The sequence below is a fragment of the Pararhodobacter marinus genome (genome assembly GCF_003122215.1).
GTDB lineage: Bacteria > Pseudomonadota > Alphaproteobacteria > Rhodobacterales > Rhodobacteraceae > Pararhodobacter > Pararhodobacter marinus.
Genome location: NZ_QEYD01000002.1, coordinates 13,566 through 26,375 on the forward strand (window position 1 = coordinate 13,566; position 12,810 = coordinate 26,375).

Annotated in this window: 11 protein-coding genes; 7 read left to right on the forward strand and 4 right to left on the reverse strand. The window is 65.3% G+C overall.

What is annotated here, in order from left to right; all coding sequences use genetic code 11:
- Position 1: 1 nt before the first annotated feature.
- The 4 genes from C4N9_RS02735 to C4N9_RS02750 are packed head-to-tail and all read left to right on the forward strand — an operon-like array spanning position 2 to position 4,697.
- Positions 2-1,141, forward strand: coding sequence for a Gfo/Idh/MocA family protein (locus tag C4N9_RS02735; protein WP_245902434.1), 1,140 nt, complete (start codon positions 2-4; stop codon positions 1,139-1,141).
- On the forward strand, positions 1,138-2,691 hold the full coding sequence (locus tag C4N9_RS02740; protein ID WP_245902435.1) for a sugar ABC transporter ATP-binding protein: 1,554 nt from the start codon (positions 1,138-1,140) through the stop codon (positions 2,689-2,691). The genes C4N9_RS02735 and C4N9_RS02740 overlap by 4 nt, the downstream gene beginning before the upstream one ends.
- Positions 2,688-3,689: an ABC transporter permease gene (locus tag C4N9_RS02745; RefSeq protein WP_210403963.1), complete on the forward strand. Its 1,002-nt coding sequence runs from the start codon at positions 2,688-2,690 to the stop codon at positions 3,687-3,689. Before C4N9_RS02740 ends, C4N9_RS02745 begins: the two co-directional genes overlap by 4 nt.
- A 57-nt stretch (positions 3,690-3,746) precedes the next feature.
- A complete protein-coding gene (locus C4N9_RS02750; protein ID WP_109531782.1) occupies positions 3,747-4,697 on the forward strand; it encodes an ABC transporter substrate-binding protein in 951 nt (316 codons plus the stop codon).
- A gap of 677 nt (positions 4,698-5,374) precedes the next feature.
- Here the strand turns inward: C4N9_RS02750 and C4N9_RS02755 are convergent.
- Positions 5,375-5,773: a DUF2177 family protein gene (locus C4N9_RS02755; protein ID WP_210403964.1), complete on the reverse strand. Its 399-nt coding sequence runs from the start codon at positions 5,771-5,773 to the stop codon at positions 5,375-5,377.
- Between the two features lie 481 nt (positions 5,774-6,254).
- On the opposite strand from C4N9_RS02755, the gene C4N9_RS02760 reads away from it, so the two are divergent.
- Positions 6,255-6,905 carry a GntR family transcriptional regulator gene (locus C4N9_RS02760; RefSeq protein WP_109532181.1) on the forward strand — a complete coding sequence of 217 codons (651 nt, stop codon included), beginning with the start codon at positions 6,255-6,257 and terminating at the stop codon, positions 6,903-6,905.
- Positions 6,906-7,028: 123 nt separating this feature from the next.
- Here the strand turns inward: C4N9_RS02760 and C4N9_RS02765 are convergent, their stop codons facing one another.
- Positions 7,029-7,613, reverse strand: coding sequence for a MarR family winged helix-turn-helix transcriptional regulator (locus tag C4N9_RS02765; protein ID WP_146195107.1), 585 nt, complete (start codon positions 7,611-7,613; stop codon positions 7,029-7,031).
- A gap of 3 nt (positions 7,614-7,616) precedes the next feature.
- Positions 7,617-8,342: a type 1 glutamine amidotransferase gene (locus C4N9_RS02770; protein WP_168192101.1), complete on the reverse strand. Its 726-nt coding sequence runs from the start codon at positions 8,340-8,342 to the stop codon at positions 7,617-7,619.
- Positions 8,343-8,412: 70 nt separating this feature from the next.
- Between C4N9_RS02770 and C4N9_RS02775 the strand changes: the two genes are divergently transcribed.
- Both C4N9_RS02775 and C4N9_RS02780 read left to right on the forward strand, forming a co-directional pair.
- Positions 8,413-9,669, forward strand: a complete 1,257-nt coding sequence (locus C4N9_RS02775) for a cytochrome P450 (protein WP_109531785.1) — start codon at positions 8,413-8,415, stop codon at positions 9,667-9,669.
- 41 nt (positions 9,670-9,710) lie between these two features.
- Positions 9,711-11,003 carry a type I glutamate--ammonia ligase gene (locus tag C4N9_RS02780; protein ID WP_109531786.1) on the forward strand — a complete coding sequence of 431 codons (1,293 nt, stop codon included), beginning with the start codon at positions 9,711-9,713 and terminating at the stop codon, positions 11,001-11,003.
- Between the two features lie 177 nt (positions 11,004-11,180).
- On the opposite strand, the gene C4N9_RS02785 is transcribed toward C4N9_RS02780, so the two are convergent.
- The gene (locus tag C4N9_RS02785) at positions 11,181-12,809 is read right to left on the reverse strand and encodes an alpha-D-glucose phosphate-specific phosphoglucomutase (RefSeq protein ID WP_109531787.1); all 1,629 of its coding nucleotides are present in this window, start codon (positions 12,807-12,809) and stop codon (positions 11,181-11,183) included.
- Position 12,810 lies beyond the last annotated feature (1 nt).

Here is a 12,810-nt window from a genome sequence, read left to right on the forward strand (position 1 = left end):
CATGAAACCGATCAGACTGGGCATGGTCGGCGGCGGGCAGGGCGCCTTTATCGGTGAAGTGCACCGCTTCGCCTCGCGGCTCGACGGGCATTACGACCTGGTGGCGGGGGCGTTGTCGGCCTCGCCGGACAAGGCAAAGGCGAGCGCCGAGGCGCTGAATATCGGGCGCGCCTATACCTCGTACGAAGAGATGGCGAAAGCCGAGGCCGCGCGTCCCGACGGGATCGAGGCGGTCGCGATCGTCACGCCCAACCATGTCCATGCGGGCCCCGCGATCGCCTTTCTCGAAGCCGGCATCCATGTCATCTGCGACAAACCGCTGACCGCGACGCTGGATGAAGCCGAAGCGCTTCAGGCGGCGGTCAAACGCTCGAAGGCGTTGTTTTTCCTCACGCATAATTACACCGGCTACCCGATGGTCCGGCAAGCGCGCGAGCTGGTCGAGAGCGGTGCCCTGGGCAAGCTGCGGCTCGTGCAGGTGGAATATGTGCAGGATTGGCTGACCGATCCGGTCGAACGCTCGGGCGGCAACAAGCAGGCCGAATGGCGCACCGATCCCGCGCGGTCGGGGGCAGGCGGCTCGGTGGGCGACATTGGTACCCATGCTTACAATCTGGCCGGGTTCGTCTCGGGGCTTGCCGTCGAACGTCTGGCTGCCGATCTCGACGCCTTTGTCGAGGGGCGCGCGCTTGATGACAACGCGCATGTGCTGCTGCGCTATCAGGGCGGCGCCAAGGGGATGCTGTGGTGCAGCCAGGTCGCGCCGGGCAACGAGAACGGGTTGAAACTGCGGGTCTTTGGCGACAAGGGCGGGCTGGTCTGGGCGCAGGAAGATCCGAACCGGCTGTGGTTCACCCCGCATGGCGAGGCGACGCGCCTGATCACCCGGCGCGGGGCCGCCGCGAGCGCCGCCGCCGATGCCGTCAGCCGCATTCCCGGCGGCCATCCCGAGGGGTACCTGGAAGGCTTCGCCAATCTTTACACCGGCGCCGCGCTTGGCATCCGCGCCCATCAGGCGGGTGAGCCCATGCCCGAGCTCGCCCGGCTTGTGCCGGGGATCGAGGCGGGAATGGCGGGCATGCGCTTCGTCGGCGCCTGCGTCGAAAGCAGCCGCCGCGACGCCGCCTGGGTGTCGCCGTGACGCCGATCCTTGCGCTCGATGACGTCTCGAAGCATTTCGGCCCCGTCGAGGTGCTGCACGGGCTGTCCTTCGCGCTCTATCCCGGCGAGGTCCACGCGCTGATCGGCGAGAACGGCGCGGGGAAATCCACGACGATGAAGATCCTCGCGGGCTATCAGCCGGCGAGTTCCGGTCGGATCCTGCTCAACGACGCGGCCGTCACGTTCGACACGATGCGCGACGCCGAAGAGCAGGGCATCGTGATGATTCACCAGGAATTCAACCTGGCCGAATTGCTGACCGTCGAGCAGAACATGTTCCTGGGACGCGAGCTGCGGCGCGGGCCTTTCCTGCGCGGCGCCGAGATGCAGCGCCAGACGCGCGAGCATCTCGCCCGCGTCGAATGCCATGCCGATCCGCGCGCGCCGGTGCAGGAATTATCCAATTCCGACAAGCAGATGCTGGAAATCGCCAAGGCCCTGTCGCGCGACGCACGGGTGCTCATCATGGACGAGCCGACCGCCGTTCTGACCAGCAACGAGACCGAGATCCTGTTTCAGCAGGTGCGCGCCCTGCGCGAGCGGGGCACGGCGGTGATGTTCACCTCTCACAAGCTCGACGAGGTCAAGGCGATTGCCGACCGGGTCACCATCATGCGCGACGGCAAGGTTGTCTTCTCGGGACCGGCCGAGGGTCTGAGCGAGCATGACATGGCCGAGGCGATGGTCGGGCGCGAGCTGTCCGACCTGTATCCCGCCCGCCCGGAAACCGTGCCCGGCGAGGTGGTGCTGCGCGTGCGCGATCTCGACGTGCCGGGCCATGCCCGTGATATCGGCTTCGAGCTGCATCGCGGCGAGATTCTGGGGATCGCCGGGCTTGTCGGTTCGGGCCGGACAGAGGCGATGGAAGGGCTTTGCGGCCTGAGGCCCGCCACCGGCGCGGTCGAGATCGAGGGCGAGCCTGTCACCATTCGCCGCCCCTCGGACGCGCTGGATCGCGGGCTGTGCTACCTGACTGAGGACCGCAAGACGCGCGGCCTTCTGCTGGACAAATCCATGCGCGAGAATGTCACGCTTCAGGCGCTGCCGCGCCGCGCAGGCATGATGATCGACCGCGCGGGCGAAGAGCGCATCCTTGACGAGGCGATCCGCGATTTCGACATCCGCGGCGCGCGCGGGGTTAGGGTGGGCAACCTGTCGGGCGGCAATCAGCAAAAACTGTTGCTGGCCAAGGTCATGCAATCCGAACCGCGTATCCTTGTCACCGACGAACCCACGCGCGGCATCGATATCGGCACCAAGCAACAGATCTATCGCTTCCTGCGCGGGCTGGCCGATCGGGGCACCTCGGTCATCGTCGTCTCGTCGGAAATGCAGGAGCTCATCGGCCTGTGCGACCGCGTGCTGGTGATGCGGCTGGGCCGGATCACGGGCCAGTTGGCCGGGCGTGACATTACCGAGCGCGGCATCGTCCGGCTGGCGATGGGCATCGCGCAGGAGCCGGGTAGCCGGACAGGGCAGGGCGACGTGACGCCCGCTTCCAACACCATTGACGCGGACCGACCCACATGACGCAGACCGATACCGCAACCGCCAGACCCGCGCGCCGCCTGCCACCGATGACCGTGATCGGCCCGGTCGTGGCGCTGATCGCGCTCATCGTCATCGGCGCGATGCTCAATCCCAATTTCCTGGGTTACGCGAACCTCACGAACGTGCTGTCGCGCTCGGCCTTCATCGGCATCATTGCCGTGGGCATGACGTTTGTGATCACAGCCGGCGGGCTCGACCTGTCGGTCGGCTCGATGGCGGCTTTCATCGCCGGGCTGATGATCGTGGTGATGAATGCGGCCCTCCCGGTTCTGGGCGTGGGGCTGCCCGTCATCCTGCTGGGGGTCGCCACGGCGCTGATCGCGGGCCTGATCGCGGGCCTTATCAATGGCTTGCTCATCACCAAGGTGGGGATCGAGGCGTTCATCGTCACGCTGGGCACGATGGGGATCTATCGCTCGCTGGTCACCTGGATGGCCGATGGCGGCACGCTGTCGCTCGATTTCGGCCTGCGCACCTTTTACCGGCCGGTGTATTACGACGGCATCCTTGGCATTTCCTGGCCGATCATCGTCTTCGCGCTCTGCGTGATCGTGGGCGAGATCTTCCTGTCTCGCGGTGTCTTCGGCCGCCATGTCGCCGCGACCGGCGCCAATGCCGAGGTCGCGCATTATTCCAGCGTCAACACCACCCGCGTGCGGCTCGCCACCTATGTGCTTCTGGGCCTGCTCGTGGGGGTGGCCACCATCATGTATGTGCCGCGCCTCGGCTCGGCCTCGCAGACGACCGGCATTCTTTGGGAGCTTGAGGCGATCGCCGCCGTGATCATCGGCGGCACCTATCTGAAAGGTGGTTTCGGGCGCGTCTGGGGCACGGTGATCGGCGTGCTGATCCTGAGCCTGATCGAGAACATCCTCAATCTCACCGACCACGTGTCGCCCTATCTCAACGGCGCGGTGCAGGGGGTGATGATCATTCTCGCTGTGATCCTGCAGCGCGGAGCGAAGACCGGCAAATAGGCCCCGATGGCCGCTGCCGGAAGACTATCCATCGGTCAAACAGGGAGGAGAACCGACATGACCCGCCATTTCCCCAAAGCCGCCCTCGCGGTCAGCTTTCTGGCGCTCGCCGCACCCGCGGTCGCGCAGGACACGACTGTGATCGGCGTGTCCATTCCCGCCGCCACCCATGGTTGGGCGGGGGGCATGAACTACCACGCCCAGGCCACCGTGGACCGGCTGGAAGAGGTCTATCCGCAGCTCGATTTCGTGCTCGCCACGGCCTCGAACGCGGCCGAACAGGTCAACGATATCGAGGACATGGTCGCCACCCGCGACATCGCCGCGCTGGTCGTTCTGCCCTTCGAATCCGAGCCGCTGACAGGCCCGGTTCAGGCGCTGTCGGAAAGCGGCATCTGGATCACTGTCGTGGATCGCGGCCTCTCGGTCGAGGGGATCGAGGATCTCTATGTCGCCGGCGACAATCCGGGCTTCGGCCGCGTCTCCGGGGAATTCTTCACCCAAGCCATGCCCGATGGCGGCCAGATCGTCGTGCTGCGCGGCATCCCGACCACCATCGACAACGAGCGTCTCGCGGGCTTCGAGGAAGCGATCGAAGGGTCGGGGATCGAGATCCTCGCCGCCGAGCACGGCAACTGGAACCGCGACGACAGCTTCACCGTCATGCAGGACTTCCTGTCGCGTTATCCTCAGATCGACGCGGTCTGGGCGTCGGATGACGACATGGCCATCGGCGCCATGGCCGCCATCGATGCCGCCGGCCGTGATGATATCCAGTTCGTCCTGGGCGGCGCGGGCATGAAGGAGATGATCCAGCGCACGATGGAGGGCGACGAGATGGTCCCCGCCAATGTCACCTATCCGCCGGCGATGATTGCCACGGCCATCGAGATGACGGCGGTTGGCATGACGTCGAACGCGCCGGTTTCGGGTACCTTCACCATCGGCTCGGTGCTGATCACGCCCGAGAATGCCGAGCAGTACTACTATCCCGACAGCCCGTTCTGATCCTCCCGGACAAAACGCCGTCGGCAGGGCCGGTTCTTTCGGGGGCCGGCCCCTTCTTTGCCGTTGCCGTCGGGCGAAGGGCGCGATCCGGATGTCTCGTCGCCGGAGTGTCGCGGCCGGTCGGTGACGTGCTGCTCCCGAATGTCGTCCTGCCTTCAGGCCGGTTTCCGATTCCAGACCGGCCGTTGAAGCGGGGCCCCCTCTGCAACCGTCCTCAACGCGCTTTTTGAGATACATCTGTAAACAATCGCGGTCATCGTCGGATCGCTCGCCGCACCTGGACGCTGAACGTGGCCTGATCTGGCGAAGCAAGGGCTGTTTGGGGGCCGCAGAAGGGGCAGCAGCGCAGGGTATCGCACTATCCGCTACAGGTTGCGGCTGACGAAAACACCGCCCGGTCATCTGCTCCGGTTCGGCTCCCGCACGATCGCATCGGCGCGGCCCTGATCGCTCGCTTGCGGCTGCTACGCTCGGGTATCTTCATTCCCTTTGCCGGTGGAGTCCCTCCCTCTTCTTCCCGCTTACGTTTCGCTCTTCTTTCCACGCGAATGACAGCAACCGGCAACAACCGACCTGCCGCCATTCGCCAGACGCTCCCGTCCGCTTTCGCACCGCAACATCGGCAGCCGTTCGCGCGTCGCGGACAGAACACGTCTATCGAGTCACGCGATCTGGCGTCAGGCTTGGAACCGAAGGGCGATCATGACGCCGGCAAAGGCGGAGAAGCCGGTCAGCACGGTGCCCCACAAGGTGTCTGTCACGACCATCGACCACGACCAGTCCTTCATCACCGACATCGAGGTGAACTCGTAGGTTCCATAGGCCATGGCGCCGACGAGAGCTCCGTAGAGCAGCGCGCGCATCGGATCCGCGTCGCGCAAGGCGGGCAGCGAAACCAGCACGACAAGGCCCGCGACATAGGCGAGGTAAAAGGCGCCCGCCGCGCCCAGCATGGGCGAATCGCGCATCGCATCGCCGAGGTGACGGGCAAAGAGCGGTTTCATGACAAGGCTCAACATGACAGCGTCGAGCGCAAGGAAGATTACGGCAGTAGCGATATACAGGATCATGACCATCTCCGGTTCGTTTGAACCGCAGGTAGCGCACCGCACGCTGCCGGACAGGCCCATTGTCGGAGAGGCCCGTGTTAGGACAGGCCTGTGGGACGACTGGCTCGTCTGACCGTATGCTGACCGCGGAGATTCCGCAGGCGAGGCCCTTGCGTCGACGTCCAAGAGCCTGCTTTCCCCGCTTCTTTATTATCAGCACGTGTCTCAGTTGCCTGGTCTGCACCTTTTGCGTCCCGACGCCCGGCGCCGGGTAATCCCTTTCAGAAAGACAATCTGGACCGATGCCACCTCCTTTCGTCTGCGCGCGGCGTTTAAGGAACACGGATTCGAAGCCTCGCCCCGTTATGAAGGGAACATCTTATCGAAACGCTAACGGGGTCCTGCCCATCGCGGAATTATCACGCCAGACGCCAGCAACGGATCGCGCGCTCTTGTACGTTTAGCGCGTGCTTGTGTATACATAGAGCGGGTCTTGATGGAGGATCCCGTGGCCAACCAGACTGAAACCATCCTTGCGGCGCTTCACGACTGGATCGATGCGGGGCGGCTCAACCCCGGGGACGAGATCGATGAAGCGTCCTTGGTGCAGCATTTCGGCGTCTCGCGCACCCCGGTGCGCGAAGCGCTCATGCAGATCGAGGCAACGGGTCTCGTACGGCGTTTGCCGCGCAAGGGAGCGGTGGTGTTCAAGCCTACCCTGAGTGATTTCCTGTCCATTCTCGAAATCCATGCTCAGCTCGAAGGGCAGGCGGCGGGGCTAGCCGCGCGGCGCATCTCGACCCCCGGGCGCGAGGATTTGCGCTTGATCACGCAGGCTTGCGAGGACCACGCGGCGCGTCATGGCGATCACGATCCCGATGCTTATTACCAGTTGAACCTGCGCTTTCACGCCGCTGTGGGCGAAGCGGCGTCCAATCCGTTCCTGCTGGATCTGATCAAGACGAATGCGCGAAAGCTCATGGCCTATTATCGGGCACGCTATCGTTATGCCGGCGCCATTGCTGAATCCGCGCGCGATCACCGCGCGATTGCCGACCTCATCCTGGCCGGCGATGCTTCCGGGGCCGAAGCCGCCATGCGGAACCATGTCCAGCTTGACCAGCTTACCGCGATGGATGTGCTGGCCGCGCTGGGTTAGGCGGATTGGGCTAGGCGGATTGGCGAAGTATCGGGACCGAAGGCCCGATGCTTGCGGGGACGCCGTCTTCGCCAATCCAGAACCAGGAAACCCGATTCGGTTTAACAAAGCGTGAAGACAGGGTCACCGCCAAGAGGCGCCACGGAGACCCTGTTCGCGCGCCCCATTTTCATGGGCGATGAGCGTGCGCAAAAGGATGCGCATCGCCAATCCCGCCTGGGTTTCGCTGTCTCCCAACGGTTCGACCAGCCGCGCTTCAAGCGCGGCAACCCGGCTGCGCGCCTGACGCAAAACGGTGCTGCCGCGTTCGGTCAGAACAAGACCGCGGGCCCGGGCATCGCCGGCGACAGAGGCCCGCGCGATGAGGCCATCGCGCTCCAGCGCGCGGGCGAGTTTCGAGGCGAAGATCGGCGAGATGTCCAGCGCCCGGGCAAGATGGCTTTGGATGAAGGGCGGGGCGGAAGACGGTGTATGCGCTTGGCCCGAACCAGAAAACGCCGGCTCGCTGCTCTGACCGAGAAGATCGAGCGCCGCGAACTGGGCGTGGGTCAGGCCGAGATCGGCGAGCGCGCGATCGGTCAGGTTGCGCCAGCGAAGAGAGAGCGACCAGACGAGAGCGCCGAGGCTGGGACGGTGCCGCATATCATGTCCATGGTTACAATCAGCATGGACATCAAAGACAGCCAGTCCTTGCCAAAAGGCTAACACGGCTCAGCGCGAAGAGGCTTGCGCGAAAAAATCGGCAATCCACCGGGCCATCCGGCCGTTGTCGACATTCTGGTCCAGCGACGCGCGGGCCCGGGCGAGCGCCTCGGCCGGAACATCGGCGGGGTCGTGACTGGCCAGTTCCTCGATCAACGCGGCCATGAAATCCGGTGTGATTTCAGGGTGATATTGGGTCGTGAAGACGGTGTTGCCGATCGCGAGATGACCGTAAGGCGTGGCCTCGGTGCCGCCCAGAACGCGAGCGCCCGGGGGCGGCATGAGGACCTGTTCATTATGCGCGGCGTTCAGGGCGACAGGGCCGGCCGCGGTCCAGGACGCCGGATCGCGCAGATCGCTTTCGACCCGACCCAGAACCCAGCCGCCCGGATTGCGCCCGACGCGCCCGCCCAAAGCGCGCGCGACCGCCTGATGGCCGAAACAGGCGCCGAAAACCGGCATCCCGGCCAGAATGGAATCGCGCAGCATCGCCAGCAGGCCCGCCACCCAGGGGGCATCGTCATGAACCGAAGCCGGGCTGCCCGAAACGATCACGCCATCGAAGGTTCCGGGGGCGAGCGAGTCCGGCGCCTCGCCATCGGGAAGCTTGAACGCCGTATACCGCCAGCCCTGCGTCACCGGCGCCAGAAGCGCCTGGAATTTCTCGGCTTCGCTGGAATGCCGGGCGGCAAAAGCCGAGCGGTCGGTGTTGGCGTCGAGAAGAGCGATATGCATGAACATTCCATTTGCATACTGTAAGGTGACATGAATATACATAAAGGGGTAGGCAATCAAGGAGTGTCGCATGACCATCTGGACGCCCAGCGATGACGGCCACGCCGATCTGACCTCGCACGACACGTTCGTGAACGGCCCGCCGCACAATACCTTCGCGCGGATGCGTGCCGAGGATCCGATGGCCTGGACCGACTGGGAGGCGGGCGAGGGGTTCTGGTCCGTGACCCGCCATGCCGACATCCTGTCGCTCAACCGCCAGACCGACTTGCTGTCCTCGGCCCGGGGGATCCGGATGGAGGACCAGACCTACGAGGAATACCTCGCGCGGCGCACCTTTCAGGAGACCGACCCGCCCGAGCATACCCGCACCCGCATGAAGGTGATGAAGGCCTTCTCGCCCCGCGTGGTGGCGGGATTCGAAGGGCAGATCCGCGATCTGTGCGACACGATCCTCGATCAGGCGCTGCAGCACGACACGTTCGACGCGACGAAACTCATCGCGCGCCAGTTGCCGATGCTGATGCTGGGTCGGATCATCGGCACGCCCGACGAGGATCTGCCCTGGCTGGTGGAGAAAGGCGACGCGCTGATCGCCAATACCGATCCCGATTTCACCGAGCATGTGCTCGACCGGATGACGACCGATGAATACCGGCTCATGCCCTTCAACTCGCCCGCGGGGGCCGAGCTTTACAATTACGCCAAGGACCTGATGGCGTCAAAAGCCGCGCGTGGCGATGCCGAAGGCGTGCTGCACCTGATCCTGCAGCCCGACGAGAATGGCGAGGTGATCAGCGAGACGGAATTCCGCAACTTCTTCTGCCTTCTGGTCGCGGCCGGCAACGATACCACGCGCTATTCCATCGCTGCCGGCATTCAGGCCATGGCGCATCAGCCCGAATTGCTGGGACAGATGCAATCGGGCGCGGTCGATGACACGATGGCCGACGAGATCATCCGCTGGGCCACGCCGGCCTTGTATTTCCGCCGCACCGCCACGCGCGATTTCGACATGCATGGCAAGACTGTGAAAGCGGGCGACAAGGTGCTCTACTGGTTCGCCAGCGGCAACCGCGACGAGGCCGCTTTCGACGATCCGTTCCGCGTCGATCTGGCGCGCAAGCCCAACAAGCATCTGAGCTTCGGGCAGGGCGGGCCGCATCTGTGCCTGGGCATGCACCTGGCCCGGCTGGAAGTGCGGGTGCTGTTTCAGGAACTGGCCCGCCGGATCACAACGGTGGAACCGGCCGGTGAGCAGAAATTCCTCCGCTCGAATTTCGTCGGCGGGATCAAGGAACTTCCGGTGCGCGTGACGCGTGCCTGACAAAACCAAGAAAAGAACAGACCAACATCAGGGAGAAACCCATGCGCGACCGCCTCAGACCCGTCTGGTGCGACCACCTGTCCATCCTGCGCGGCAAGTACCTGCCGCAGGAAAAGATCGGCACCGGCTCGACCCGCTTCGCCCAGCCGTGTTTTGCCGTCCATTACGACAAGGACCTGATCGTCGATGCCCCGGGCACGAATTGTCTCGAAGGGTTGCCCGACATGACTTTGAGCTGGCAGGCGCAGGATATCCGCCCGGGCTGGGAGCCGGGCGTGCACATGGTCACGGGCGACCTGACCGACCGCGACGGCGCGCCGATACGCATCGCCGGGCGGCACGCGCTGAAGACCGCGATCGCCGACTGGCAGAAACACGGGCTGACCCCGAAAGTGGGGATCGAGCTGGAAGCTTACGCCTTCGTGCGGGGCGAGGATGGCAGCCTGCAGCCCTATGATACGCCCGGCGCGCATGTCTATGGCGGCGGACCCTTCAACGACCCGCTGGGCTTCACCGATGCGATCTGGGAAGCGGCCGAGGCGGCGGGTTTCCGGCTGGACCTGATCACCACCGAATACGACGCGCCGCAATTCGAGTTCACGCTGGCCTTCGACGAGGCGCTGGCGGCGATGGACGATCTGGTCATGTTCCGCCAGCTGGCGCGCGAGGTGGCCTTCCGCAAGGGCGTGATCCTGACCTTCCTGCCCAAGCCACTGTTCGAGAAGGGCGGCAACGGGATGCATATCAATCTCAGCTTCGCCGACGGCGCGGGCGAGAACGCGTTGAGCCAGGGCGAAGAGGGCGGCATCGCCGGGATGACCGACCTAGCGCGCGGCTGTATCGCCGGCTGGATGGCGCATCACAAGGGGCTGGCGGCGCTGGTCGCGCCCTCGGTCAATTCCTATGCGCGGCTGCAACCGGCCTCGATGGCGGGTTACTGGGCCAATTGGGGCGTCGATCATCGCGGCGTCACCGCCCGCGTGTCAGGCGAGGGCGGCAAGAAGGCGCGGCTGGAACACCGGATGGCCGATGCCTCGGCCAATCCCTATGGCGCGGTGGCGGCGGTTCTGCAGGCGGCGCGGCTGGGCTATGAGGCGGGACAGGCGCTGCAGGCGGCCGAGACGCAGGATTGCTTCATGGGTCAGGATACCGAGACCGGCGTCGCGGCTTCGCTGAGCGACGCGCTCGACGATCTGGAAGCGGATAGCGCGCTGGTCGCGGCGATGGGGGCCGAGTATTGCGCCCACCACGTCCATATGAAGCGCGTCGAGGTCGACAAGACGAAGGACATGACGGCAGAGCAGGCGCGCGACTTCGCGATCTGGTTCGTCTGACCAGCATGGGCGTCGGGGCAGGGCGGCTTGCTCGGACCCCCGCAAGGGGGGCCGCTCGCCGCGCCGGCGGGGCTTGCGCCCCGCGCGCCCGGCCCGACCAGTACGGCATCAGAAAAAGGCCGGGTGAGCGCACCCGGCCTTTTCTTTGCGCGCGTTCGAAAGGACCTGAGCGCCATCTCAGGTGATGACATCCGGCCCCGTACGCCCCGTCCGTTTCGAGATCCCCGCCAGCACATCCGCCGCCGCGATCACCGGCGCCAGCGCGGCCTGCGGGTCCTGACCGAAATCCTGCGGGTCGAAGCGTTCCAGATAGACCCTCAGCGTAGCGCCTTCGGTCCCGGTGCCCGAAAGCCGCATCACCACGCGCGCGCCGCCCTCGAACCGGATCTGCAGGCCCTGCTTCGCCGCGACCGAGCCGTCGACCGGATCGGTATAGCTGAAATCCTCGGCGCTTTCGATCACCAGCCCGTCATGCGTCCAGCCGGGCAGGCCGCCCAGCTCGGCGCGCAGATCATCGACCAGCCGGTTGGCCACATCGCTGTCGATCGCCTCGTAATCGTGGCGCGAATAATAGGTGCGCCCGAATTCAGCCCAGTGATCGGCCATCACCTCGGCCACCGATTGCTTCTTCACGGCCAGGATGTTGAGCCACAAGAGCACGGCCCAGAGCCCGTCTTTCTCGCGCACATGGTCCGAGCCGGTTCCCGCCGATTCCTCGCCACACAGCGTCGCCATTCCGGCATCGAGCAGGTTGCCGAAGAATTTCCAGCCGGTGGGCGTGGCATAGCAATCCATGCCACGGGCCTCGGCCACCCGGTCAACGGCGCAGGAGGTGGGCATCGAGCGCGCGACGCCCTTCAGCCCGCCCGCATAGCCCGGCGCCAGATGCGCATTCGCGGCCAGCACGGCAAGGCTGTCAGAGGGCGTGACATAGGCGCCGCGCCCGACGATCATGTTGCGATCCCCGTCACCGTCCGAGGCCGCGCCGAAATCGGGCGCGTCGGGGCCGTGCATCGCGTCCATCAGGTCCTTGGCCCAGACCGGGTTCGGGTCGGGATGGCCGCCGCCGAAATCCGGGGACGGCACGGCATTGACGACCGACCCCCTGGGGGCGCCCAGCCGGTTTTCCAGGATCTCGGTCGCGTAGGGGCCGGTGATCGCGTGCATCGCGTCGAAGCGGATGCGGAACCCGCCCGCGAGCAGCGCGCGGATCGCGTCGAAATCGAAAAGCTGTTCCATCAGTGCGGCATAGGCGTCGACCGGATCGACGATTTCCAGCGCCATGCCGCCGAAATCGCGCTCGCCCAGGGCGGACAGATCGGCATCGGGGCCTTCCCAGATGTCGTAGCTGTCGATCGTCTCGGTCGCCTCGAAGATCGCCTGCGTGATCCCTTCGGGCGCGGGGCCGCCATTGGCGATGTTGTACTTGATGCCGAAATCCTCGTCCGGGCCGCCGGGATTGTGGCTGGCCGACAGGATCACGCCGCCATCGGCCTTGCGCATGCGGATCAGGTTCGACGCGGCGGGGGTCGAGAGAAAGCCGTTCTGGCCGACGATCACCTTGGCCGCGCCCGAGGCGGCAGCCATCTTCAGGATCGTCTGGATCGCGCTTTCGTTGAAGAACCGCCCGTCGCCGCCGACGACCAGCGTGCGCCCCCGGATCCCGCCGATCCCGTTCCAGATCGACTGAACGAAATTCTCGAGATAGCCGGGCTGCATGAAGACGCGGGTCTTCTTGCGCAGGCCCGAGGTGCCGGGCTTCTGGCCAGCGATGGGTTGCGTGGCGATGCGGGTGTGTTCGGTCATT

Coding starts and splice junctions, on each gene's coding strand:
- C4N9_RS02735 (WP_245902434.1), top strand. CDS start 2: ATGAAACCGATCAGACTGGGCATGGTCGGCGGCGGGCAGGGCGCCTTT.
- C4N9_RS02745 (WP_210403963.1), top strand. CDS start 2,688: ATGACGCAGACCGATACCGCAACCGCCAGACCCGCGCGCCGCCTGCCA.
- C4N9_RS02750 (WP_109531782.1), top strand. CDS start 3,747: ATGACCCGCCATTTCCCCAAAGCCGCCCTCGCGGTCAGCTTTCTGGCG.
- C4N9_RS02755 (WP_210403964.1), bottom strand. CDS start 5,773: ATGGTCATGATCCTGTATATCGCTACTGCCGTAATCTTCCTTGCGCTC.
- C4N9_RS02770 (WP_168192101.1), bottom strand. CDS start 8,342: ATGCATATCGCTCTTCTCGACGCCAACACCGACCGCTCGGCTTTTGCC.
- C4N9_RS02775 (WP_109531785.1), top strand. CDS start 8,413: ATGACCATCTGGACGCCCAGCGATGACGGCCACGCCGATCTGACCTCG.
- C4N9_RS02780 (WP_109531786.1), top strand. CDS start 9,711: ATGCGCGACCGCCTCAGACCCGTCTGGTGCGACCACCTGTCCATCCTG.
- C4N9_RS02785 (WP_109531787.1), bottom strand. CDS start 12,809: ATGACCGAACACACCCGCATCGCCACGCAACCCATCGCTGGCCAGAAG.